Origin of the sequence: Lacisediminihabitans profunda (genome assembly GCF_008040105.1) — a bacterium.
Classification (GTDB): domain Bacteria; phylum Actinomycetota; class Actinomycetes; order Actinomycetales; family Microbacteriaceae; genus Lacisediminihabitans; species Lacisediminihabitans profunda.
This window is the reverse complement of record NZ_VRMG01000004.1, coordinates 203,573-226,544: the sequence shown is the minus strand read 5'-3', so window position 1 is coordinate 226,544 and position 22,972 is coordinate 203,573. Positions and strand designations below refer to the sequence as shown.

The 22,972-nt window shown below is 67.1% G+C and carries 23 protein-coding genes; 12 read left to right on the top strand and 11 right to left on the bottom strand.

Annotation, left to right across the window (positions count from 1 at the left end; all coding sequences use genetic code 11):
* The first annotated feature begins 51 nt into the window (after nt 1-51).
* The 5 genes from gap to FVP33_RS03635 all read left to right on the top strand — a co-directional run bounded on the left by gap (nt 52) and on the right by FVP33_RS03635 (nt 3,815).
* Nucleotides 52-1,059 carry a type I glyceraldehyde-3-phosphate dehydrogenase gene (gap, locus tag FVP33_RS03655; protein WP_147782277.1) on the top strand — a complete coding sequence of 336 codons (1,008 nt, stop codon included), beginning with the start codon at nt 52-54 and terminating at the stop codon, nt 1,057-1,059.
* A 27-nt stretch (nt 1,060-1,086) separates the two neighbouring features.
* Nucleotides 1,087-2,304 (top strand): phosphoglycerate kinase, encoded by a 1,218-nt coding sequence (locus FVP33_RS03650; RefSeq protein ID WP_147782276.1) that lies wholly within the window; start codon nt 1,087-1,089, stop codon nt 2,302-2,304.
* Nucleotides 2,301-3,092 (top strand): triose-phosphate isomerase, encoded by a 792-nt coding sequence (tpiA, locus tag FVP33_RS03645; protein WP_147782275.1) that lies wholly within the window; start codon nt 2,301-2,303, stop codon nt 3,090-3,092. The genes FVP33_RS03650 and tpiA overlap by 4 nt, the downstream gene beginning before the upstream one ends.
* A 100-nt stretch (nt 3,093-3,192) precedes the next feature.
* A complete protein-coding gene (secG, locus tag FVP33_RS03640; protein ID WP_147782274.1) occupies nt 3,193-3,441 on the top strand; it encodes a preprotein translocase subunit SecG in 249 nt (82 codons plus the stop codon).
* Between the two features lie 8 nt (nt 3,442-3,449).
* Nucleotides 3,450-3,815, top strand: a complete 366-nt coding sequence (locus FVP33_RS03635) for an RNA polymerase-binding protein RbpA (protein ID WP_147782273.1) — start codon at nt 3,450-3,452, stop codon at nt 3,813-3,815.
* A gap of 285 nt (nt 3,816-4,100) precedes the next feature.
* Here the strand turns inward: FVP33_RS03635 and pgl are convergent, their stop codons facing one another.
* The 6 genes from pgl to tkt form a co-directional block, all read right to left on the bottom strand.
* Nucleotides 4,101-4,871: a 6-phosphogluconolactonase gene (gene pgl / locus FVP33_RS03630; RefSeq protein ID WP_147782272.1), complete on the bottom strand. Its 771-nt coding sequence runs from the start codon at nt 4,869-4,871 to the stop codon at nt 4,101-4,103.
* Entirely contained in the window at nt 4,868-5,863 is a 996-nt protein-coding gene (locus FVP33_RS03625; RefSeq protein WP_147782271.1) for a glucose-6-phosphate dehydrogenase assembly protein OpcA, read from the bottom strand. The genes pgl and FVP33_RS03625 overlap by 4 nt, the downstream gene beginning before the upstream one ends.
* Nucleotides 5,860-7,401: a glucose-6-phosphate dehydrogenase gene (gene zwf, locus FVP33_RS03620; RefSeq protein WP_147782270.1), complete on the bottom strand. Its 1,542-nt coding sequence runs from the start codon at nt 7,399-7,401 to the stop codon at nt 5,860-5,862. The genes FVP33_RS03625 and zwf overlap by 4 nt, the downstream gene beginning before the upstream one ends.
* Before the next feature lie 16 nt (nt 7,402-7,417).
* Nucleotides 7,418-9,016: a glucose-6-phosphate isomerase gene (locus FVP33_RS03615; protein ID WP_147782269.1), complete on the bottom strand. Its 1,599-nt coding sequence runs from the start codon at nt 9,014-9,016 to the stop codon at nt 7,418-7,420.
* Nucleotides 9,013-10,140, bottom strand: coding sequence for a transaldolase (gene tal, locus FVP33_RS03610; RefSeq protein WP_147782268.1), 1,128 nt, complete (start codon nt 10,138-10,140; stop codon nt 9,013-9,015). Before tal ends, FVP33_RS03615 begins: the two co-directional genes overlap by 4 nt.
* A 61-nt stretch (nt 10,141-10,201) precedes the next feature.
* Complete coding sequence (gene tkt, locus FVP33_RS03605; RefSeq protein ID WP_147782267.1) at nt 10,202-12,295, bottom strand: transketolase; 2,094 nt, start codon at nt 12,293-12,295, stop codon at nt 10,202-10,204.
* Between the two features lie 273 nt (nt 12,296-12,568).
* Between tkt and FVP33_RS03600 the strand changes: the two genes are divergently transcribed.
* A complete protein-coding gene (locus FVP33_RS03600) occupies nt 12,569-13,489 on the top strand; it encodes a heme o synthase (protein WP_147782266.1) in 921 nt (306 codons plus the stop codon).
* A gap of 169 nt (nt 13,490-13,658) precedes the next feature.
* On the opposite strand, the gene FVP33_RS03595 is transcribed toward FVP33_RS03600, so the two are convergent.
* Nucleotides 13,659-14,660, bottom strand: coding sequence for a COX15/CtaA family protein (locus FVP33_RS03595; RefSeq protein ID WP_147782265.1), 1,002 nt, complete (start codon nt 14,658-14,660; stop codon nt 13,659-13,661).
* A gap of 309 nt (nt 14,661-14,969) precedes the next feature.
* On the opposite strand from FVP33_RS03595, the gene sufB reads away from it, so the two are divergent.
* From sufB to FVP33_RS03570, 5 genes are read left to right on the top strand one after another with little or no spacing between them, the layout of a single operon-like run.
* Nucleotides 14,970-16,388, top strand: a complete 1,419-nt coding sequence (gene sufB / locus FVP33_RS03590; protein ID WP_147782264.1) for a Fe-S cluster assembly protein SufB — start codon at nt 14,970-14,972, stop codon at nt 16,386-16,388.
* Nucleotides 16,389-16,423: 35 nt separating this feature from the next.
* The gene (gene sufD, locus FVP33_RS03585; protein WP_147782263.1) at nt 16,424-17,635 is read left to right on the top strand and encodes a Fe-S cluster assembly protein SufD; all 1,212 of its coding nucleotides are present in this window, start codon (nt 16,424-16,426) and stop codon (nt 17,633-17,635) included.
* The gene (locus FVP33_RS03580; protein WP_147782262.1) at nt 17,635-17,958 is read left to right on the top strand and encodes a non-heme iron oxygenase ferredoxin subunit; all 324 of its coding nucleotides are present in this window, start codon (nt 17,635-17,637) and stop codon (nt 17,956-17,958) included. The genes sufD and FVP33_RS03580 overlap by 1 nt, the downstream gene beginning before the upstream one ends.
* A 39-nt stretch (nt 17,959-17,997) precedes the next feature.
* Nucleotides 17,998-18,792 (top strand): Fe-S cluster assembly ATPase SufC, encoded by a 795-nt coding sequence (gene sufC, locus FVP33_RS03575; RefSeq protein ID WP_147782261.1) that lies wholly within the window; start codon nt 17,998-18,000, stop codon nt 18,790-18,792.
* A 4-nt stretch (nt 18,793-18,796) separates the two neighbouring features.
* Entirely contained in the window at nt 18,797-19,126 is a 330-nt protein-coding gene (locus tag FVP33_RS03570; protein WP_147782260.1) for a metal-sulfur cluster assembly factor, read from the top strand.
* Between the two features lie 91 nt (nt 19,127-19,217).
* Here the strand turns inward: FVP33_RS03570 and FVP33_RS03565 are convergent, their stop codons facing one another.
* Complete coding sequence (locus tag FVP33_RS03565; RefSeq protein ID WP_147782259.1) at nt 19,218-19,868, bottom strand: biotin transporter BioY; 651 nt, start codon at nt 19,866-19,868, stop codon at nt 19,218-19,220.
* Nucleotides 19,869-19,992: 124 nt separating this feature from the next.
* On the opposite strand from FVP33_RS03565, the gene FVP33_RS03560 reads away from it, so the two are divergent.
* Nucleotides 19,993-21,591, top strand: a complete 1,599-nt coding sequence (locus FVP33_RS03560) for an ABC-F family ATP-binding cassette domain-containing protein (RefSeq protein ID WP_147782258.1) — start codon at nt 19,993-19,995, stop codon at nt 21,589-21,591.
* A 13-nt stretch (nt 21,592-21,604) separates the two neighbouring features.
* Here the strand turns inward: FVP33_RS03560 and FVP33_RS03555 are convergent, their stop codons facing one another.
* From FVP33_RS03555 to FVP33_RS03545, 3 genes are read right to left on the bottom strand one after another with little or no spacing between them, the layout of a single operon-like run.
* Complete coding sequence (locus FVP33_RS03555; RefSeq protein WP_147782257.1) at nt 21,605-22,450, bottom strand: SURF1 family cytochrome oxidase biogenesis protein; 846 nt, start codon at nt 22,448-22,450, stop codon at nt 21,605-21,607.
* The gene (locus FVP33_RS03550; protein WP_147782256.1) at nt 22,447-22,701 is read right to left on the bottom strand and encodes a hypothetical protein; all 255 of its coding nucleotides are present in this window, start codon (nt 22,699-22,701) and stop codon (nt 22,447-22,449) included. The genes FVP33_RS03555 and FVP33_RS03550 overlap by 4 nt, the downstream gene beginning before the upstream one ends.
* A complete protein-coding gene (locus tag FVP33_RS03545; RefSeq protein WP_147782255.1) occupies nt 22,698-22,967 on the bottom strand; it encodes a DUF3099 domain-containing protein in 270 nt (89 codons plus the stop codon). The genes FVP33_RS03550 and FVP33_RS03545 overlap by 4 nt, the downstream gene beginning before the upstream one ends.
* Nucleotides 22,968-22,972: the final 5 nt, after the last annotated feature.

Here is a 22,972-nt window from a genome sequence, read left to right as displayed (position 1 = left end):
CCCCCCCCGATAAAAGTCGCGCCGTTGGGCGCCTCAGCAACAGGAGTTCTCTTGACCGTGAAGATCGGCATCAATGGCTTCGGCCGCATCGGCCGCAACTACCTCCGCGCGGCTCTCGCGCAGGGCGCCGACCTCGAGGTGGTGGCCGTCAACGACCTCACCGACCCCAAGTCCCTCGCGCACCTGCTCAAGTACGACTCCGTTGCCGGCCGTCTGGCCGAAGACGTCTCGGTCGACGGTGACTTCATCGTCGTCGGGGGCAAGCGCATCAAGGTTCTCGCCGAGCGCGACCCCGCCAACCTCGGCTGGGGTGACCTGGGCGTCGACATCGTGATCGAGTCGACCGGACGCTTCACCCACGCCACCGACGCCATCAAGCACATCGAGGCCGGCGCCAAGAAGGTCATCATCTCCGCTCCGGCGACGGAGGACGACGGAACCTTCGTCATGGGCGTCAACGAGCACCTCTACGACCCCGCTACGCAGCACATCCTCTCCAACGCGTCCTGCACCACCAACTGCCTCGCGCCGTTGGCCAAGGTGTTCCTGGAGGCGTTCGGCATCGAGCGCGGCCTCATGACCACGGTTCACGCCTACACGGCCGACCAGAACCTGCAGGACGGACCGCACAGCGACCTGCGTCGCGCGCGCGCCGCCGCGATCAACATCATCCCCACCTCGACGGGCGCCGCCAAGGCTCTCGGCCTCGTGGTGCCGGAGCTCGTCGGCAAGCTCGACGGCTATGCGCTCCGCGTTCCCGTGCCCACCGGTTCGATCACCGACCTCACGGTCGAGGCGGGCCGTCCGGTCACCGTCGCCGAGGTCAACGCGGCCTACAAGGCGGCGGCGGAGAGCGGCGCACTCAAGGGCTTCCTCAGCTACACCGAGGACCCGATCGTCTCGAGCGACATCCAGGGCGACCCGCACTCCTGCATCTTCGACGCCGGACTCACCAAGGTGATCGGCACCCAGGTCAAGATCGCCGGCTGGTACGACAACGAGTGGGGCTACTCCAACCGCCTCGTCGACTTCACCGAGTACGTGGCCGAGCGCCTCTAAACGGCGCCGCAACCGGGTTCAGTAACCATGCCGCTTCGCACAATCGAGAGTCTCGGTTCGCTCGCGGGCAAGAAGGTCATCGTTCGCTGTGATCTGAACGTTCCCCTCGGGGACGGTCAGATCACAGACGACGGTCGCATTCGCGCCTCGCTGCCCACCATCAACGCGCTGCTCAACGCCGGCGCGCGCGTCGTCGTGATCTCCCACCTCGGCCGCCCGGACGGTGCACCGGAAGCGAAGTACAGCCTCGCTCCCGTGGCGCAGCGCCTGTGCGAACTCCTGGGCAAGGAGGTCACCTTCGCGACCGACACCGTGGGGGATGCCGCCCGCGAGGCGGTCGACGGTCTCACCGACGGCGGAGTGGTGCTGCTCGAGAACCTGCGGTTCAACCCGGGGGAGACCGCGAAGAACGAGGAGGAGCGTGCGGCGTTCGCCGCCCAGCTCGCCGCGTTCGGTGACGCCTTCGTCTCCGACGGCTTCGGCGTGGTGCACCGCAAGCAGGCGAGTGTCTATGAACTCGCGAAGCTCCTGCCGAGCGCGGCCGGCCACCTCATCGCGACCGAGCTCGACGTACTCGACCGGCTCACCGAGTCGCCGAAGAAGCCGTACACGGTGGTTCTCGGCGGGTCGAAGGTGTCGGACAAGCTCGGCGTTATCGCCCACCTGCTTCCGCGGGTGGATTCGCTGCTCATCGGCGGCGGGATGCTGTTCACCTTTCTCGCGGCCCAGGGCCACAAGGTCGGGTCGAGCCTGCTCGAGGCCGACCAGCTCGACACGGTGCGTGGCTACCTCGACAAGGCGAAGGAGCTCGGTGTCGACATCGTGCTTCCCACCGACGTCGTCGTCGCCTCGAAGTTCTCGGCCGACGCCGAACACGAGGTGCGCCCGGCCGACTCGATCGAGGACAGCCCGTGGGGCGCGTCCGGTCTCGGACTCGACATCGGGCCGGACACGGCCGCACGCTTCGCCGAGGTGATCCGGGCATCCGAGACGGTGTTCTGGAACGGTCCGATGGGCGTCTTCGAGCTTGCGCCGTTCGCGGCGGGCACGAAGACTGTCGCCGCTGCCCTCACCGAGGTCGCCGGGCTCTCCGTCGTCGGGGGCGGAGACTCCGCAGCCGCGGTTCGCGCCCTCGGATTCCACGACGAACAATTTGGGCACATTTCGACCGGCGGGGGTGCCAGCCTCGAATTCCTCGAGGGCAAGAGCCTGCCGGGACTTGAGGTTTTGGGATGGCAAGCATGACCGGCACGACTCGTACCCCGCTGATTGCGGGCAACTGGAAGATGAACCTCGATCACCTGCAGGCGATCGCGTTCGTGCAGAAGCTGGCCTGGAGCCTCAAGGACGCCCGGCACGACTTCGACGCGGTCGAGGTCGCGGTGTTCCCGCCGTTCACGGATCTTCGCTCGGTGCAGACTCTCATCTCGGCGGACAAGCTTCCGTTGAAGTTCGGCGGCCAGGACCTCTCGGCCTACGATTCTGGTGCATACACCGGCGAGATCTCCGGCGCATTCCTCTCCGCGCTCGATTGCCAGTACGTGATCGTCGGCCACTCCGAGCGACGGACCCTGCACAACGAGGGTGACGACGAGGTGGCGGCCAAGGTCGCCGCCGCCATCAAGCACGGCCTGGTGCCTGTGCTCTGCGTCGGCGAGACGGCGGAAGACCTCGAGAAGCACGGCCCGAGCGCGGTGCCCGTCGCTCAACTCAAGGCCGCCCTTGCCGGTGTGAAGGACGGCGCGAACATCGTGGTCGCCTACGAGCCGGTCTGGGCGATCGGCTCCGGCCAGGCGGCCACCCCCGAGCAGGCCGAACAGGTCGCCGCCCAGCTTCGCGCGGTTCTCGTGGAGCTCATCGGGCAGGAGTCGGCCGCGGCGACGCGCATCCTCTATGGCGGTTCGGTGAAGGCGGCGAACATCGCCGGCTTCATGCGCCAGCCCAATGTGGACGGCGCCCTTGTCGGCGGCGCGAGCCTCGACCTCACGGAGTTCTCGAGCATCGCGCAGTTCCAGAAGCACGTCGGCACCTAGCCGTCGTCCCCTTCGGGGGCCCACCCCTGTGCGCCAAGGCAAGTTATACTAAACAGCGGCCAGATGCACCCGACTCTGGCGCGCCCCAGAAAGGCTCTTCGTGGATATTCTTCAGGTCATCCTGCAGGTAGTGCTCGGTATCACCAGTCTCCTGCTGACTCTGCTCATCCTCCTTCACCGGGGGCGTGGCGGCGGTCTCTCCGACATGTTCGGTGGGGGTGTGACGAGCAATCTCGGAGCGTCAGGTGTTGCGGAGCGAAACCTCAACCGCATCACCGTGATTCTTGGGCTGGTGTGGGTCTCATCCATCATCGTGCTCGGGCTCATCACGAAATTCGAAGGGGCTTAGGACTCGACATGGCTTCAGGTGGTAGCGCTATCCGTGGTTCCCGTGTTGGTGCGGGACCCATGGGAGAACAGGATCGCGGTTTTCACGCCGAACGTCTCCAGGTGTTCTACTGGTGCGTCAACGGCCACGAGCAGAGCCCGTATTTTCTCGCCTCGATCGAGCCGGAAGAGATTCCGGTCACCCTGGACTGCCCCAATTGCGGGCTGCCGTCCGGGCGTGACAAGGAGAATCCTCCCTCGGTGACGAAGCTCGAACCGTACAAGACGCACCTCGCCTACGTGAAGGAGCGCCGCACCGAAGAAGAGGCGGCCAACCTTCTCGACGAGGCGCTCGAACAGCTTCGCACGCGCCGCTCGCGGCTCACGGCGCAGTAGCGCGTCTCGTCCCGCTGGCGGCGGGGGATACCGCGTCCCGGACCGCTAGGCGGGCCCGGCCCACGTGTCGCTCGGTCGCGCCCGCGTGGCGCGCCGCCCGCGCATGTGCCCCGCACGTGCCCGGGATCCGAAAACGCAGGACATTGTGCCTGAACGTGGCCGCGAAGCGCCGAATTCTGGCGTCCGGCATCGGATCTCCTGCGTTTTCGGAGAGAGCACGAGCGCAGTTTCGGAGGGCGCGAGCGCAGTGTCCGGCGAAAGCGCGGGTCCGCGGCGAAGAGCGGGTCAGTACTCGACAGCGATGAGGTCCGCCGGAACCTCGGCCGCGGCATCCCGGTCCACGAAGAACACGGTCCTCAGACGTCCCTCGACGCCCGCCGCCGGAACCTCGAGCGTGCTCGCGCCCGCGAGGGCGAGTCCGAGAGCGGATGCCTTGTCCGACCCGGCCAGGGCCAGCCAGACCCGGTCGGAGCTGTTGATCACCGGGAGGGTGAAGCTCAACCGCTCGGGCGGCGGCTTGGGCGAATTGCGCACCGCGACGACCGTGGCATCGGTGACACGCACGCCGGCGGATTCCGGAAACAGCGAGGCGACGTGCCCGTCGGGCCCGACGCCGAGGAAGGTGACGTCGAACCGAGGGAAGTCCGAGCCCTCAGGTGCCGCCGCCGCCAGTTCGGCCGCGTAGAGCGCTGCGGCCTCGTCGAGGGAGATGCCGTCATCCGGGGCGGGCAGCCAGTGGATGTTCTCTGGCCGCAGGTTCACGTGGTCGAGCAGAGCGGCGCGCGACTGGGTGTCGTTGCGTTCGGCGTCGCCGCGGGGGAGCCAACGTTCGTCTCCCCACCAGATCACGACACGGGACCAGTCGATGCTGTCCCTGGCCGGTGACGCGTTGATCGCCGACAGCACGGCGGCGCCGACGGTGCCGCCGGTGAGCACGACGTTCACCTCGGCCTGTTGGTCGAGCAGGTCCACGACCTTGGTGATGAACCGGGCGGCGAGGGAGCCCGCGAGCGTGTCCCTATCCTGATGAATGAGAACCCTGCGGGCGTTAGTCAATTCGAGGTGTCCCTTGCTGTGGTCGGCGACGACTTCGCTGGTGCCTGCCGAGATGGTTCATCCAGTTGGCCGAGACCGCTCTGGATGACCTCGCCGAACAGGTCGTCGGGGTCGAGCCTACGCAATTCCTCGGCCAGGCAGTCACGCAGGCTCCGGCGCGGCAGGGAGATGTCGTGCGCGGGCTGCTTCGGTTGCAGCAATCGCGCGATTCCGCCGTTCGTGCGCTCGAGTTCGATAACGCCGGACTCGCGGTGCAGCCGCACGCCCTGGATTCCGCTCGAACCGTGAGCCGGAGTGACGAGCTCGTGCTTCGCAGGCACGTCGAGCTGCAGTTGGAGCCACGCCGCGAGCAACGACGTGGACGGCGAGTCGGACGACCCATGAACCTCGACCCCGGTGATCGGCTCGTACGGCGGCTGGTCGAGCACGGCGGCGAGCTGGGCGCGCCACAGGGTGAGCCTCGTCCAGGCGAAGTCGGTGTCTCCGGGGGTGTAGCAGGTGGACAGGTGCGCCAGAAAACTGCGCGGGTCCGTCTGCGCCGCGGCATCCGTGATCCTGCGTTGGGCTATGCGTCCGATCGGGGACTGGGAGACGACGTCCGGCGCGTCGCCCGGCCACCAGGCGACGACGGGCGCGTCGGGCAGAAGCAGACCGGTGACGAGACCCTCCTCGTCGCTTGCCGTGTCGCCATACGCCCTGAGCACGATGACCTCACTCGCGCCGGCGTCCCCGCCCACGCGGATCTGGGCGTCGAGACGGGAGGCGTCGTTCGTGTCGGGGTGGTCAGAGCCGGACGAGATCACGATGACGCGCATCGGATGCTCGCGAGAGGCGTCGTTCGCCGCCTCGATCGCCTCCTCCTCGTGACCGAGACGCGTGGAGATCACCAGGGTGAGCACCCGCCCGAGGGCAACCGCCCCACCCTCCTCGCGGATCTTGACGAGCGTCTTGGAGATCTTGCTCGTGGTGGTGTCTGGCAGATCGACAATCATGGGCGTCTCCATACTCTGCCGTCGCGGGCAAGTAGTTCATCGGCTGAGCTCGGACCCCAGGTGCCCGGCTTGTACTGCTCGGGCTGGCCCTGGCCCGCCCAGTACTCTTCGATCGGGTCGAGGATCTTCCAGCTCAGCTCAACCTCTTCGTGCCGGGGGAAGAGCGGCGGATCGCCGAGCAGCACGTCGAGGATGAGGCGCTCGTAGGCCTCGGGGCTCGCCTCGGTGAAGGCGTGCCCGTAGCCGAAGTCCATGGTGACATCGCGCACCTGCATGCCTGCGCCCGGCACCTTCGAGCCGAAACGGATGGTGACACCCTCGTCGGGCTGCACGCGGATGACCAGGGCGTTCTGGCCGAGGGCCGAGGTCTGGCTGTCGGCGAAGAGGTACTGCGGAGCGCGCTTGAAGACGACCGCGATCTCGGTGACCCGTCGCCCCAGCCGCTTTCCGGCCCGGAGGTAGAAGGGCACGCCGGCCCACCGACGCGTGCCGATGTCGAGGCGGATCGCCGCGAACGTCTCGGTGAGGGACTCGGGGTTCATGCCGTCCTCGTCGAGGAAACCGACGACCTTCTCGCCGCCCTGCCATCCGCTCGCGTACTGTCCCCGTGCGGTCGAGTGGGAGAGGTCCTTCGGCAGCTTGATCGCCGACAGCACCTTCTCCTTCTCGGCGCGGAGGTCCTTCGCGTTGAACGACACCGGCTCCTCCATCGCCGTGAGGGCGAGGAGCTGAAGGAGGTGGTTCTGGATAACGTCGCGCGCGGCGCCAATGCCGTCGTAGTACCCGGCCCGCCCGCCGACGCCGATGTCCTCGGCCATCGTGATCTGCACGTGGTCGACGTAGTTGGCGTTCCAGATCGGTTCGTAGAGGTTGTTCGCGAACCGGAGAGCCAGGATGTTCTGAACCGTCTCCTTGCCGAGATAGTGGTCGATGCGGAATACGCTGTCGGGCGGGAAGACCGATTCGACGACGTTGTTCAGCTCGCGCGCCGTCTTCAGGTCACTGCCGAACGGCTTCTCGATGACCACGCGGCGCCAGGCACCATCCACCTCGTCCGCGAGCCCCGAGCGACGAAGCTGCTCGGTGACCTGCGGGAACGACTTCGGCGGAATCGACAGGTAGAACGCGTGGTTTCCCATGGTGCCGCGCGAGCGGTCCAGCTCGGCGAGGGTCGACTTGAGTTCGGCGAACGCGTTGTCGTCGTCGAATTCGCCCTGAACGAAGCGGATGCCCTCGGCGAGTTGCTTCCAGACGTCCTCATCGAAGGGCGTGCGCGCGTACTGCGCGACCGCGTCGTGCACGACCTGCGCGAAGTCCTGGTCGACCCAGTCGCGCCGGGCGAACCCGACGAGGCCGAAGCCGGGGGGCAGGAGTCCGCGGTTGGCCAGGTCATAGACCGCCGGCATGAGCTTCTTGCGAGCGAGGTCGCCGGTCACACCGAAGATGATGAGGGCGCTTGGTCCGGCGATTCTGTTGAGTCGTCGGTCTGAGGGCAACCGCAGCGGGTTGAACTCCGGGGTAATCTCCACCGGGGACATTCGGCTCCTTGGCGATCTAGCGGGCCGCGCTGAAGAGCGTGGCCTGGTTCTGAGCCGGGTTGGTCAGGTTGAGGGTGACGACGGGTCGACCGAGATCGGCGAGCACGCTCGCGTCACCGGCGGCCTGGGCCTTGATGAGGTACCCGAAGGAGAAGGGGCTGTCCGGGATGTCCAGGTCGGCAGGGGCATCCGCCGTGATCTGAAGGAACACACCCACGGCGGGTCCACCCTTGTGGAACTGGCCGGTGGAATGCAGGAAGCGCGGACCCCAGCCGAAGGTCACCGGTCGCCCGCTCTTCGCCGCGAGCAGGTCGCGGAGCTTGGCGAGTTCGTAGTTGGCGTGACGGTCGACATAGGCCTGCACGGCGATGTAACCGTCCGGGCCGACCTGGGCGAGGAGGGCGTCGACAGCGCCTTCGATCGTCGAGACGCCGGAGAGCACGGATTCCGGCCCGCTCACCTCGATGCCGTCGGCCACGAACAGCGGCGGAACGGGCTCCGGGCGGGCGTCGAGCAGCGCACGCGTGGCGATCTTCGCCGATTCGACGTCCGGCTGGTCGAAGGGGTCGATCCCGAGCAGGCGACCGGCCACGACGGTGGCGTATTCCCAGACGAGCATCTGCGCGCCGAGGGTGCCGCTGATCTCGATCTCGCCGTCGATCACGTCTTCGGTGGCCCGGGCGCTCTCCACGAGGCGCACGATCTGCACGTCGTCGAGGTTCTCGGTGAGCTCGGGGGACTTGAGGTCGAGCACGACGGGCAGAATGCCCTTGCCGAGCTTGCCTGTCGACTCCGCGATCAGCTGCTCGACCCAGTCGCCGAAGCCGACGATGTAGGTGCCGTCCGAGACGATGCCGAGCTTGTTCTTGAGCGGACGGGTGCCCGCGATCGCGGCGCCGAGGATCAGGCCGGGGTTGTCGGAGCGGTCGACCATGAGCTGGCCGGTCACCGCGGAGGCCTCATCGAGGAGCGCGCGGATGTCGACCCCGGCGAGACCGGACGGAACGAGTCCGAAGGCGGTCAGCGCCGAATATCGGCCGCCGACGTTCGGGTCGGCGTTGAAGACGCGGTAGCCGGCGGCCCGCGCGTCGACGTCGAGCGGGGAGCCCGGGTCGGTCACGACCACGATTCGCTCCAGCGGGTCGATGCCGATGTTGTGGAACGCCTGCTCATACGCCTTGCGCTGGCTCGCCGTCTCGAGGGTGGACCCCGACTTGGACGAGATGACGACGACCGTGGTGTCCAGTCGGTCGTTGAGTGCAGCGAGCACCTGGCCGGGATCGGTTGAGTCGAGAACGGTGAGTTCGACGCCGGCCGTACGGGTGATGACCTCCGGGGCGAGAGACGAGCCGCCCATTCCGCCGAGGACGACGTGGTTGACCCCCTCGGCGTGCAGGCGGTCGCGCAGGGCGATGATGTCGTCGATGAGGGGCTCGGAGATGACCACGGCCTCGGTCCAGCCGAGACGCTTCGCGGCCTCCTCTTCGGCATCCGGTCCCCAGAGCGACGGATCCTGGCCGGCGATCCTGGATGCGACCAGGTCGCTCACGAGCTGCGGAACTATGCGGTCGACGGCCTCGGCGGCCGCCCCGCTCACCGTGATGTCGAAGCTCATTTGGTGTCCCCGGTCTTCGCGGACTCGAGAGCGGCGGCGACGGTGTCGAGTAGCTCGTTCCAGGAGACGATGAACTTCTCCACGCCCTCCTTCTCGAGCAGCTCGGTGACCTCGACGTAAGAGACGCCCTGGGCCTCGAGAGCGTCGAGAACCACGTTCGCGTCGTCGTAGTGGTTGGTGACCTGGTCGCCGTCGATCACGCCGTGGTCGAAGGTGGCCTCGAGGGTCTTCTCCGGCATGGTGTTGACGACGTCGTTCACGGTGAGCTCGGTCACGTAGAGGGTGTCGGGGAGCTTGGGGTCCTTGACACCGGTCGAGGCCCAGAGCGGCCGCTGGCGGTTGGCGCCGGCCTCGAGCAGTACGGCGGCGCGCTCGCTCTCGAAGGCCTGCTCGAACACCTGGTAGGCGAGGCGCGCGTTGGCGATGCCGGCCTTGCTCTTGAGCGCGAGCGCCTCGGGCGTGCCGATCGCTTCGAGGCGCTTGTCGATCTCGGTGTCGACGCGGGAGACGAAGAACGAGGCGACCGAGTGGATTGTCGAGAGGTCGATGCCGGCGACCTTCGCCTTCTCGAGTCCGGTCAGGTAGGCGTTGATCACCTCGCGGTGACGCTCGAGGCTGAAGATGAGCGTCACGTTCACGCTGATGCCGGCGCCGATCGTCTCGGCGATGGCCTCGAGTCCGGCGATGGTGGCCGGGATCTTGATCATGGCGTTCGGGCGGTTGACCTTAGCCCACAGCTCCTTGGCCTCGGCGATCGTGCCGGCGGCGTCGTGCGCCAGCCCCGGCTCGACCTCGATCGACACGCGGCCGTCCTTGCCGCCGGTGGCGTCATAGACGGGACGGAAGATGTCGCTCGCGTTCGCGACGTCGTCGGTGGTGATCTCGAAGACCGCCTCGGTGACCGTCTTTCCGGCGGCGGCCAGTTCGGCCACCTGGGCGTCGTACGCCTCGCCCTTGGCGAGGGCGGTCGCGAAGATGGTCGGGTTGGTGGTGACGCCGACGACGTTGCGCTCGGCGATGAGGCGGGCGAGGCCGCCGGAGTTGATTCGTTCGCGGGAGAGGTCGTCGAGCCAGATGCTGACGCCGGCTGCTGACAGTGCCGCGGTGGGGGTGTTCTCAGTCATTGCGATGGTTCTTTCTGTAGAAAACGCTTGGGGTGGTGAGCGCGTGTGAAACGGCCGGAGTTCAGACGGCGGCCAGTGATTCCTTTGCGGCGGAGATCGCGTGCTCGGTGGTGATGCCGAACTCGCGGAACAGCGTCTTGTAGTCGGCGGAGGCGCCGAAGTGCTCGATCGACACGCTGCGGCCGGCATCGCCGACGTACGAGCGCCACGTGAGGTCGATCCCGGCCTCGATCGAGACGCGGGCCTTCACGGCCTTCGGCAGCACGGACTCGCGGTACTCCGCGCTCTGCTCCTCGAACCACTCGAGGCTCGGGGCGGACACGACTCGGGCGTTGATGCCCACTGCCTTGAGCTGTTCGCGGGCGTCGACGGCGATCTGTACCTCGGAACCGGTCGCGATGAAGATCACGTCCGGGGTGCCGTTCGGCGCCTCGGCGAGCACGTACGCCCCCTTCGCTACGTGCCGTGCGGAGGCGAAGGTATCGCCGCTCGCGACGTCGTCACCCCGCTCGAACACCGGGATGTTCTGGCGGGTGAGCGCGATTCCGGCCGGACCCTTGCGACGCTCGAGGATCGTCTTCCAGGCCCACGCGACCTCGTTGGCATCGCCCGGGCGCACGACATCCAGACCGGGGATCGCGCGCAGGCTGGCGAGCTGCTCCACCGGCTGGTGGGTGGGTCCGTCCTCGCCGAGCGCGACGGAGTCGTGGGTCCAAACGAAGATGGATGGCGCCTTCATCAGGGCGGCGAGTCGAACCGCCGGCCGCATGTAGTCGCTGAAGATGAGGAAGGTCCCGCCGAACGCGCGGGTGTTGCCGTGCAGCACGATGCCGTTGAGGATGGCGCCCATGGCGTGCTCGCGGATGCCGAAATGCAGCACGCGGCCGTAGGGGTTACCGGTCCATTCGTGGGTCGAGCGCTCGGCCGGGATGAACGACGGCGCGCCCTCGATCGTGGTGTTGTTCGACTCGGCGAGGTCCGCCGATCCACCCCACAGCTCGGGGATCACCGGTCCGAGGGCGGCGAGCACCTTGCCGGAGGCGGCGCGGGTCGAGAGCTCCTTGCCGGCGGCGAACACCGGGAGCGCCTCCTCGACGCCGTCCGGCAGGTCGCCGGAGAGGATGCGGTCGAGCAGCACCTTGCGGTCGGGGTTGGCGGCGGCCCACGCGTCGAGTTGCGTATTCCACTCGGCGTGCGCGGCCTGGCCCCGCTCCACGGCCTTGCGGGTGTGCTCGATGACGGCCGGGTCCACCTCGAAGTTCTGCTCGGGGTCGAAACCGAGGACTTCCTTGACGGCCCGCACCTCGTCGGCGCCGAGCGCCGATCCGTGGATCTTGCCCGAGTTCTGCTTCTTCGGGCTTGGCCAGCCGATGATCGTCTTGAGGATGATCAGCGACGGCTTGCTCGTCTCGGCCTTCGCGGCCTCGATCGCGTCGTTGAGGGCGGCGACGTCCTCGATGTACTGGCCGGTCTTCTTCCAGTCGACAACCTGCACGTGCCAGTGGTACGCCTCGTAGCGCGCCTTCACGTCCTCGGTGAAGGCGATGTTGGTGTCGTCCTCGATGGAGATCTGGTTGCTGTCATAAATCGCAATGAGGTTGCCGAGCTCCTGGTGACCGGCGAGCGAGGAGGCCTCACTCGTCACACCCTCCTGCATGTCGCCGTCGCCGGCGATCGTGTAGATGAAGTGGTCGAACGGGCTCGTGCCGGTGGGGGCATCCGGGTCGAAGAGGCCGCGCTCGTAGCGGGCGGCGTAGGCAAACCCGACGGCGGAGGAGAGTCCCTGACCCAGCGGGCCCGTCGTGATCTCGACCCCGTCGGTGTGGCCGTACTCGGGGTGACCCGGAGTCTTCGAGCCCCAGGTGCGCAGCGCCTTCAGGTCGTCGAGCTCGAGGCCGTAGCCGCCGAAGTAGAGCTGGATGTACTGGGTCAGCGAGGAGTGTCCGACCGAGAGGATGAAACGGTCACGGCCAATCCAGGTGCTGTCACTGGGGTCGCGGCGCATGACCTTCTGGAAGAGGAGGTACGCGGCGGGAGCGAGGCTCATCGCGGTACCCGGATGGCCGTTTCCCACCTTCTCCACGGCATCCACGGCAAGCACACGAGCCGTGTCCACTGCCTTGTTGTCGATGGGATCCCACTGGAGAGCTGCCACGAGATTGATGACCCTTCTGTTGCCGCGGACAACTCGGCTGAGCCGTGCCGCTGTGGAGGTTACACACTCGCCTGACGTCATCGGCACTACCGCGGGCACACCAGTTCGCAGCGAACAAGCGGCGGGGGACTGGTTGTGTGGCCTGCGGCTGGCAAGCACATCCAAGTATAGAGAAACACCGGCTGGCCCCGCGTATTCCCGTTCGGCCGGGCGATCACGCAGCCGACAACAGCCTAGAATCGGTGGCGAGGAACACCAGTCGTTAGAGGAGCAATGAACGTAGCGGTCGACACCCAGCTACCCGTGCAGCGCATCGGGTTCGCGCGCAAGTCGAAGGCCTACTTCGCTCTCACCAAACCGCGGGTGATCGAGCTGTTGCTCGTGACGACCGCTCCGGTGATGATTCTCGCGCAGGGCGGCATTCCCAACCTGTGGCTGGTGCTCTGGACCCTGGTCGGCGGTTCGCTGAGCGCGGGGTCCGCCGGCGCCTTCAACTGCTACATCGATCGCGACATCGACCGCGTGATGAAGCGCACGAGCAAGCGGCCCCTCGTCACGGGGGAACTCACGGATCGTGAGGCCCTCGTGTTCGCCTGGGTGCTCGGCGTGGCCTCCATCGTCTGGCTCGCCGTGCTGGTGAATCTCCTCGCCGCCGTGCTCTCCCTCGCGGCGATCCTCTTTTATGTGCTCGTGTACACGCTCGTGCTCAAGCGGCGCACCCCGCAGAACATCGTCTGGGGCGGGGCGGCCGGCTGCATGCCGGTGCTGATCGGATGGGCGGCGGTCACCGGTTCGCTCAGCTGGACCCCCGTGATCCTCTTCGGCATCGTCTTCCTTTGGACGCCCCCGCACTACTGGCCGCTCTCCATGCGCTATCGCGCGGACTACGCGTCGGTCAACGTGCCGATGCTCGCCGTCGTGCGCGGGCGCACCGTCGTCGGGCTGCAGGTCGTGTTGTACGCCTGGGCGACCGTCGCGTGCTCGCTGCTGCTCATCCCGGTCGCACCGATGGGAATCCTCTACTCGGTCGTGGCGGTGCTCGCCGGCGGGTGGTTCATCTTCGAGGCACACCGGCTCTACTCGATGGCGATCCGTCACGACGAGGTCAAGCCGATGCGCGTGTTCCACAGCTCGATCAGTTACCTCACGCTGCTGTTCGTCGCGGTCGGCATCGACCCGCTGCTGCACTTCTAGGTCGCGCGACCCCTCGTCACGGCTCCGCTCCCCGCGGCTCAGCCCGTCGCGGCGGGAGAAACGTGGCCGCGGCGGGAGGCACGTCCCCCTCCGCGAGGGAGTATTCCCGCCGCGGACGGTCACAACTCCCTCCGCGAGCGCGGCGAGGGACGCGGGAACGGGGTTCCGCTCAGCGCTGCAGTTCGCGGTCCTGCGGGCTGGTCGCCTCGGCGGCCGGCGACCCGTCGGCGGCCCGGAGGGTGAGCACCACGGTGGTGATGCCGGCGACGAGCACACAGGCGAGCACCATGTGGGTGGCCACCAGCAGTTCCGGCAGGCCGAGGCGCGCCTGACTCACGCCCACGATCACCTGCAGGGCCTCCACGGCGAGCAGCACGATCGCCGCCGCCCGCAGCCGCCCGAGCCGCAGCACGATCGCGGCGGCGAGGAGCGCCACGGTGAGCGCCACGGTGAGGTAGGCGGGCCAGCTGTGCACGTGCTGAAGAATCTCGGGGTTGAGCCCGTTCCTCGGCGCGAGGTGCTTGTCGTCCGAGTTGTCCCCGGCGTGCGGGCCCGATCCGGTGGTGAGAACCCCGACCACCACGGTGATCGCCACGACGGCGACGGTGACGAACGTGAGGCCGGTCAGCCAACGCGGTACCGTGCGGGCCGGCGGCCGCTCGCCGAACCGGATGCGGTAGACGAACACCGTGGCGATGGCCACCAGGCTGATCGAGACCACGAAGTGCATCCCCACGACGTAGGGGTTGAGCCCGGTGAGCACCGAAATGCCGCCGATGATCGCCTGAGCGGGGATGCCGAGCCCGAGCGAGAGGGACAGCCAGAACAGGTCGCGGCGCTCTTTTCGCATCCTGACCACCGAGAGGAATGCGGCGATCGCCACGAGTACGAGCACAAAGGTGAGCATGCGGTTGGTGAATTCGATGATGCCGTGGATCCCGAGCTCGGGTGTGGTCACGAAGGAATCTGCTGTGCACCGCGGCCAGGTGGGGCAGCCGAGACCGGAGGCGGTGAGTCGCACGGCGCCCCCCGTGCCCACCAGCACCACCTGGAACAGCAGCGAGAGCCAGCCCAGAACCCGCACCCGGCGATCGACAGTTCCCGGCAGCCAGCGGCGCGCGGCACGGACGATCGGTGAGGACTGCTGGGGGAGCGGCGATGCCTGATTCACGGGGTTCTGGATCCTCTCGGGACATGGGAAGCCGGACGGGTCTCTGTGACCTCGCCGCGTATCCCCAACTTGCGGGACGCGTCCCTGTAGAATTGCGTTGTTCGGGACCGCGCCGACGAGCGTGCTCGGCAGTTCGGTAGACGAGGGCGATGGGGCCCATGCCCTCGGACCAGTTTAGGTATGTGCTGTATTAGATAAATGCAGTGTGAGCCCTTCACGCTCTCCTCTCAGCTTGCATCAGCCGGATGCGGGGCCGGGGGAATGCGAAGCCCGCCAGCCGGGTTGTGGAGGGTGGAGAGAGGTTACGACATGTCAGACATCCTGATCGATCGCCCGGAGCTCGAGAGCCTCGGCATCTACGAGTTCGGCTGGTCCGACTCCGATGTCGCCGGGGCGTCAGCGAAACGCGGAATCTCCCCGGAGGTCGTCGCGGACATTTCGGCGCTCAAGGGCGAACCGGAGTGGATGCTCAAGAATCGTCTCAAGGCCCTCGCGCTGTTCTACAAGAAGCCCATGCCCGCCTGGGGCGCTGACCTCTCCGGCATCGACTTCGACAACATCAAGTACTTCGTGCGGTCGACCGAGAAGCAGGCCCAGACCTGGGACGACCTCCCGGACGACATCAAGAACACCTACGAGAAGCTCGGCATCCCCGAGGCGGAGCGCCAGCGACTCGTCTCCGGCGTCGCCGCGCAGTACGAGTCCGAGGTGGTGTACCACACGATCAACAAGGATCTCGAGGAGCAGGGCGTGCTCTTCCTCGACACCGACACCGCGCTCAAGGAGTACCCGGAGCTCTTCAAGGAGTACTTCGGCACCGTGATCCCGTCCGGCGACAACAAGTTCGCCGCGCTCAACACCTCCGTCTGGTCCGGCGGCTCGTTCGTCTACGTGCCGAAGGGCGTGCACGTTCAGATCCCACTGCAGGCCTACTTCCGCATCAACACCGAGAACATGGGCCAGTTCGAGCGCACGCTGATCATCGCCGACGAGGGGTCATACGTTCACTACATCGAGGGCTGCACCGCGCCGATCTACAAGTCGGACTCGCTGCACTCCGCGGTCGTCGAGATCATCGTGAAGAAGAACGCGCGCGTTCGGTACACGACCATCCAGAACTGGTCGAACAACGTCTACAACCTGGTCACGAAGCGCGCGATCGCCCATGAGGGCGCCACCATGGAGTGGATCGACGGCAACATCGGCTCCAAGGTCACCATGAAGTACCCCTCGATCTACCTCGTGGGCGAGCACGCCAAGGGCGAGACGCTTTCTGTCGCCTTCGCCGGCCCGGGCCAGCATCAGGATGCCGGAGCCAAGATGATCCACATGGCCCCGTACACGCAGTCGTCGATCGTCTCCAAGTCGATCGCCCGCGGCGGCGGACGCACCGGCTACCGCGGCGAGGTGCGGATCGCCGAGGGCGCCCATCACTCCGCCAACACGGTTCGCTGTGACGCACTGCTCGTCGACGCCATCTCGAGGTCGGACACCTATCCGACCACCGACGTCCGCGAGGACGACGTTCAGATGGGCCACGAGGCCACCGTGTCCCGCGTGAGCGCCGAACAGCTCTTCTACCTGCAGTCCCGTGGCCTGCCCGAAGACGAGGCGATGGCCATGATCGTGCGAGGATTCATCGAGCCCATCGCGCGCGAACTGCCGATGGAGTACGCCCTGGAACTCAACAAGCTCATCGAAATGGGCATGGAAGGCAGCGTCGGATGACCCGCCTCGTCACGTCGGAAGGAACCATCGGCTAGATGTCTGCCGTAGCTACACCCACCATCTCCCCGGCAGAACCCGATCACTCGAGACTTGGCTCGAAGCAGCACAGCGATGGCGGCTGGGGTCTCGTGCCCGTTCAGGTGCGCTCCGCCCGCTTCGGCTCGTTCGATGTCGGCGACTTCGAGGCCGTCACGGGCCGCGAGCTCGAGTGGAAGCACACCCCGATCGCGAAGATCCAGCCGCTGCTCGACGCCGGACTCGACGGATCGGCCCTGCCGATCGTCACGGATGTCGTCTCCACCGGTGACGCCGGTGCCGTCGTCGAGCCGATCGGCCGCGACGATGACCGCATCGGGCGCGCCGGAAGGCCGGAGGAGTTGGCCTCCGCGAACGCGTGGAGCAGCTTCGAGGAGGCGCTCGCGGTCACCATCACGGGCGAAGAGCCCGTGGAGGTCACCGTCACGCGTTCCGGACTCGGCACCGCTCCGCGCGCCGCACACACGGTCATCGTGGCCGAGAAGCACAGCCGCGGCATGGTCGTGCTGCAGAACTCCGGCCAGGCGATGCTCAGTGAGAACGTGGAGATCATCGTCGGCGACGGCGCGCAGCTCACGGTCGTCACCGTGCAGCAGTGGGACGACACCGCCGTGCATCTCGCGAGCCATTTCGCGCAGATCGGCCGCGACGCGAGGCTCCGGCACGTGGTCGTGTCGCTCGGCGGGGACGTCGTGCGTATCAACCCGTCCGCTCATCTCTCGAGCGAGGGCGCGGACGTCGAGCTCTTCGGCGTCTACTTCGCCGGCACGGGCCAGCACCTCGAACAGCAGGTCTTCGTCAACCACGACGCTCCGAACACCAAGTCGCGGGTGAGTTACAAGGGCGCCCTTCAGGGCGACGGAGCCCACACCGTGTGGGTGGGCGACGTGCTTATCCGCCCGTCCGCGGCCGGCACCGACAGCTACGAGCAGAACCGCAACCTCCTGCTCACCGACGGCACGCGAGCCGACTCCGTGCCGAACCTCGAAATCGAGACCGGCGACATCGCCGGCGCGGGACACGCGAGCGCGTCGGGACGTTTCGACGACGAGCAGCTTTTCTACCTGCAGGCCCGGGGCATCGAAGAACACGAGGCGCGACGCCTGGTGGTGCGCGGCTTCCTCTCCGAGATCGTGCAGAAGATCGGGTCCGCCGACCTGGAGGCACGCCTGGCGCAGGCGATCGAAGACGAACTGAAGGTGAGCGCGTAGTGGCCGTTCGGATTTGCGCCGAAGACGAGATCGAGCTCGGATCGGCGGTGCGTGTCGTGATCGACGGCATGCCCATCGCGCTCGTGCGGGACTCCGCCGGGGCGGTCCACGCCATCGGGGACACCTGCACGCACGGGGACATCTCGCTCGCCGAAGGGTTCGTCGAAGACGACACCCTCGAGTGCTGGGCGCACGGCTCCAAGTTCTCCCTCATCACCGGCAAGCCGATCACCCTCCCGGCCTATGAGCCGGTGCCGGTCTTCGCCGTCTCCATCGTCGACGGCGATGTCTTCATCGACCCGACGCCCGTCCTCAGCGCCTGACACCCGGCACGACGTACACCAGTTAGGAACCCCACAGACATGTCAGTACTAGAGATCAAAGACCTCCACGTGAGCGTCGAGACCGAGCAGGGCACGAAGCAGATCCTCAAGGGGGTCGACCTCACCGTGAACGAGGGCGAGATCCACGCGATCATGGGCCCGAACGGCTCCGGCAAGTCCACTCTCGCCTACACGATCGCCGGGCACCCGAAGTATCACGTGGACAGCGGATCGATCACCCTCGACGGGGAGGACCTGCTCGCCATGACGGTGGATGCGCGCGCCCGCGCTGGACTCTTCCTGGCTATGCAGTACCCGGTCGAGATTCCCGGCGTCGCGGTGACCAACTTCCTGCGCACCGCCAAGACGGCGATCGACGGCGTTCAGCCGTCCATCCGCACCTGGACCAAGCAGGTGACCGAGTCGATGAAGAACCTGCGGATGGATGCCTCGTTCAAGGACCGCAATGTGAATGAGGGCTTCTCCGGCGGCGAGAAGAAGCGGCACGAGATCCTGCAGCTCGAGCTGTTGGCCCCCAAGTTCGCAGTGCTCGACGAGACCGACTCCGGCCTCGACGTCGACGCGCTCAAGATTGTCGCGGAGGGTGTGAACCGGGCGAAGGCCAACACCGGCCTGGGCATCATGCTCATCACCCACTACACCCGCATCCTGCGTTACATCTCGCCGGACTTCGTGCACGTGTTCGTCGACGGCCGCATCGCCGAGCAGGGCGGACCCGAGCTGGCCGACCGACTCGAGAACGAGGGCTACGACCGGTTCCTGGCGAGCGACGCGCTGGCCACTGGCGGTCCGACCCCGACGAACCTAGGCTAGAAGTATGGCAGTCGCACTCGCACCGCAGCTCTTCGACCAGGTCGAAGAGGCGCTGAAAGACGTGATGGACCCCGAGCTCGGCGTCAACATCGTGGACCTCGGGCTCATCTACGACCTCACCTGGGACGATGAGAACAATGCCCTCATCATCAGCATGACGCTCACCTCGGCGGGTTGTCCTCTGACCGACGTGATCGAGGAGCAGACCGCGCAGGCTCTTGATGGCGTGGTCGAGCAGTTCCGCATCAACTGGGTGTGGATGCCGCCGTGGGGCCCGGAGAAGATCACCGATGACGGTCGCGACATGATGCGCGCCCTCGGCTTCTCGATGTAGTTCGACCCGAACACGATGAACGCCCCGACCGATGGCCGGGGCGTTCGTCGTTGGCATGGGCCCGCAGTGGACGTGCCGGCGGTGGGGCCTCTCAGCCCTCGTTCTCGCTCGCGGCCTTGTCTGCCCGGCCGGCGAGCCGCCAGCTCGCCGGAAGGATCGCCGCCGCGAGAAGCGCCTTGACGGTGTCCCCGACCAGGAACGGCAGGATGCCGGTCGTGATCGTCGCCCGCAGCAGGTTGGTCGTGCCGAAGAATCTGCTGAGTGAGGCGGGCGGGAAGGTGCCGAGCACCGTGTAGAGCCAGGGGAGTCCGAAGGCGTAGATCACGACGGTGCCCGCGGCGAAGGACAGGAACGTCCCAACGACCTTGCGGTCCCACTCGCGCTGGGCGAGCCAGCCGGTGAGGGCGGCGGCGAAGACGAATCCGATGACGAACCCGCCGGACGGCGAGGCGAGGAGGCTCCCGTGACCGCCGGCGGCGAACACCGGAAGGCCGGCCGCTCCCAGCACCAGGTAGAGCGTCATCGAGAGGGCGCCGCGCACCGCGCCGAGGGTCGAGCCGACGAGCAGCACCGCGAAGGTCTGGCCGGTGATCGGCACCGGCCAGAGCGGGATGATGAGCTGGGCGGCGATCGAGGTGAGGGCGGTGCCGGCCGCGATCAGGATCAGGTCGGTGACGAGACTCCGCGAAAAGAGCCGGTCGGCGAGCGTCGGACGACCGAATGCCAGGGTCAGATTGGACACGGGAGCTCCTCTGGGCGGTGGTGCGGGCCGCATCGGCGTCGAAGGCGAGCCCCACGATTTATACTAGAGGCCTACCCCCTCCCTCCCGTTGTTGTAAAACAACACAAAGAATTGGACTCTGCCTGTGCTCAGCGTGCACGACCTCGAACTGCGTGTTGGCGCACGCATGCTCATGGAGGACGTCACCTTCCGTGTGGAACGCGGCGACAAGATCGGCCTGGTCGGCCGAAACGGCGCGGGCAAGACCACCCTGACCAAGGTCCTGGCCGGCGAGGAACTCGCCACGGGCGGCACCATCGAGCGCACCGGCGAGGTCGGCTACCTCCCTCAGGACCCGCGCTCAGGCAACCCGGAGGATCTCGCCCGCACCCGCATCCTCGACGCCCGCGGGCTCGGGCAGATCATGATCGGCATGGAGAAGGCCGCCCAGGAGATGGGGGACCCGGATGCCAAGGTGAGCGCCTCGGCCATGAAGACCTACGGAAACCTGCAGGATCGCTTCACCGCGCTCGGCGGCTACGCGGCCGAGGCCGAGGCCGCATCGATCGCGAGCAACCTCAGCCTGCCGGATCGCATCCTCGACCAGCCGCTGTCGACGCTCTCCGGCGGCCAGCGCCGACGCATCGAGCTCGCCCGCATCCTGTTCTCCGGCGCCGAGACGATGCTCCTCGACGAGCCCACGAACCACCTCGACGCCGACTCGGTGGTCTGGCTGCGGGAGTTCCTCAAGAACTTCCAGGGCGGGCTGATCGTGATCAGCCATGACGTGGAACTCGTCGAGGAGACCGTGAACCGCGTCTTCTACCTGGATGCGAACCGCCAGGTGATCGATATCTACAACATGAGCTGGAAGAACTACCAGCGCCAGCGCGCGGCCGACGAGGAACGACGCAAGAAGGAACGCGTCAACGTGGAGAAGAAGGCCGGCGTGCTGCAGATGCAGGCGGCCAAGTTCGGCGCCAAGGCGTCCAAGGCGGCGGCCGCGCACCAGATGGTGCGCCGCGCCGAGAAGATGCTCTCCGGCCTCGACGAGGTACGCGCCGTTGACCGGGTCGCGAAGCTGCGCTTCCCGGAGCCCGCGCCGTGTGGTCGCACCCCGCTCATGGCGTCCAATCTCTCCAAGAGCTACGGCTCGCTCGAGATCTTCACCGCGGTGGACCTCGCGATCGACCGCGGTTCGAAGGTCGTCATCCTCGGCTTCAACGGCGCGGGCAAGACCACGTTGCTGCGCATCCTCGCGAGCGTCGACAAGCCGGATACCGGCCAGATCGAGCCCGGCCACGGCTTGCGCATCGGCTACTACGCGCAGGAGCACGAGACCATCGACGTGAAGCGCTCGGTGCTGCAGAACATGGTCTCGTCGTCGCCGAACATCACCGAGACCGAGGCGCGGCGCGTGCTCGGCTCGTTCCTCTTCTCGGGCGACGACGCGAACAAGCTCGCCGGGGTGCTTTCGGGTGGGGAGAAGACGCGGCTCGCACTCGCGATGATCGTGGTCTCCGGTGCCAATGTGCTGCTGCTCGACGAGCCCACCAACAACCTCGATCCGGCGAGCCGCCTCGAGATCCTGGATGCCCTGGCCAACTACTCGGGCGCCGTGGTGCTGGTCAGCCACGATGAGGGCGCCGTGGAGGCGCTCAATCCGGAGCGCGTGCTCATCCTGCCGGACGGCACAGAGGACCTCTGGAACCGCGACTACGCCGACCTGGTCGCCCTCGCCTGATAGCGGCGCTGGTTCAGCGGCGGGAGGATTCGAGGATCTCGTCCTCGATCTCGTCGTCCGTTCTTGGTCGCTCCGCCTTCCGGCGGGCGCGTTCGTCTGAGCGCTCCCGTTCCTCGGGATCGTCGGCGTTGCGCATCCGGTATTCCTGGCGGATCGCGTAGCCGAGTCCGAGGAACGCCATCACTCCGAACAGCACCCACTGGATAGCGTAGGAGATGTGCAGGCCCTCGTCGAGCACGGGCTTGGGCATGGCTGCCGGTCGCGTCTTCGCAGCCGGCGTCTCGGAGACCATGAGGCCGTAGGCGCCCGTGTAGGTGGGACGGTCGACGAGCTTCGCCAGCTCAGGCAGGTGGATGGTGGCGAGTTGACCGTTGGCGCCCGATCGACCGGCGAGCACCGGCTCGCTCGCCTGCAGGTGCACGACGACCGAGACCGTGCCGCTGCGTGGCTCCGGGATGCTGTCCGGGGCGTCGTGCTTGTTGCCCACCGGCACGTAGCCGCGATCGACGACGAACACGGTGCCATCGTCGAGCAGCAGCGGGTTGAGCACCTCGAATCCCGGCTGCCCGTTGAGCGGCCGGTTGCGCACGAGCATCTGTTCGTCGCGCAGGTAGCGACCGGTGAGCCTCACCTGCACCCACTGTTGGCTGGCCCGGAACGAGGTGAGCGTCGGCAGCACGGCCTTCACCGCGCGGGGCGCGCTCGCGTAGTTGCGGTCCACCAGGTCATTGGCCGCCGTGGTCTCCTTCAGCCGGTTGACCTGCCAGTTGGAGAGGCCGACGCACACGATGGAGAAGACGACAGCGAGCGCCAGGTAGCCGAACCAGCGGCGACTCACTGCGAACCGCCAGCCGTTCACGACACTGGGCTTTCGACATCCGGCACTCGCGCCACGGACTCGCCGAGCGGCGTGACCACCACGGGGAAGTCCCGGGCGGCGAGGTAGTCCCTCAAGAAGTCGCGATGGTCATCGCACGCCAGCCACACCTTCACTCGCTCCGGGCCGTGGATGCGCGGATTACGCCAGTTGATGTTCCAGGCGGCGGTTTCCCGGCACTCCGCCCTCGAACAGGTCGGCTCGAGCTCGGCTTCGTCGAAGCCGATCGTCATCGATCGTCGACCGGCAGTCGCTCGATCGCGCCCGGCCGCAGAACGACGGAAGTTGTCGCGCCCTTCGCGTTCGCGAGAACGACCGCGATGTAGGGCAGCACGATGGCACCGATCGCCGGCAGAAGCAGCCACCAGCCGGGGGTGAAGAGGCACGCGATGATGCACACGGTGCGGATTCCCATGGCCACCGAGTATTGGACCATGCGGCTTCGCCGGTCGTCCTGGGGAGACCGGGGGAGTGAGGTTATCGACTGCTGCTTAGCCATGATTA

Coding starts and splice junctions, on each gene's coding strand:
- FVP33_RS03650 (WP_147782276.1), top strand. CDS start 1,087: ATGCCGCTTCGCACAATCGAGAGTCTCGGTTCGCTCGCGGGCAAGAAG.
- tpiA (WP_147782275.1), top strand. CDS start 2,301: ATGACCGGCACGACTCGTACCCCGCTGATTGCGGGCAACTGGAAGATG.
- FVP33_RS03635 (WP_147782273.1), top strand. CDS start 3,450: ATGGCTTCAGGTGGTAGCGCTATCCGTGGTTCCCGTGTTGGTGCGGGA.
- FVP33_RS03625 (WP_147782271.1), bottom strand. CDS start 5,863: ATGATTGTCGATCTGCCAGACACCACCACGAGCAAGATCTCCAAGACG.
- zwf (WP_147782270.1), bottom strand. CDS start 7,401: ATGTCCCCGGTGGAGATTACCCCGGAGTTCAACCCGCTGCGGTTGCCC.
- FVP33_RS03615 (WP_147782269.1), bottom strand. CDS start 9,016: ATGAGCTTCGACATCACGGTGAGCGGGGCGGCCGCCGAGGCCGTCGAC.
- tal (WP_147782268.1), bottom strand. CDS start 10,140: ATGACTGAGAACACCCCCACCGCGGCACTGTCAGCAGCCGGCGTCAGC.
- FVP33_RS03600 (WP_147782266.1), top strand. CDS start 12,569: ATGAACGTAGCGGTCGACACCCAGCTACCCGTGCAGCGCATCGGGTTC.
- sufB (WP_147782264.1), top strand. CDS start 14,970: ATGTCAGACATCCTGATCGATCGCCCGGAGCTCGAGAGCCTCGGCATC.
- sufD (WP_147782263.1), top strand. CDS start 16,424: ATGTCTGCCGTAGCTACACCCACCATCTCCCCGGCAGAACCCGATCAC.
- sufC (WP_147782261.1), top strand. CDS start 17,998: ATGTCAGTACTAGAGATCAAAGACCTCCACGTGAGCGTCGAGACCGAG.
- FVP33_RS03570 (WP_147782260.1), top strand. CDS start 18,797: ATGGCAGTCGCACTCGCACCGCAGCTCTTCGACCAGGTCGAAGAGGCG.
- FVP33_RS03550 (WP_147782256.1), bottom strand. CDS start 22,701: ATGACGATCGGCTTCGACGAAGCCGAGCTCGAGCCGACCTGTTCGAGG.
- FVP33_RS03545 (WP_147782255.1), bottom strand. CDS start 22,967: ATGGCTAAGCAGCAGTCGATAACCTCACTCCCCCGGTCTCCCCAGGAC.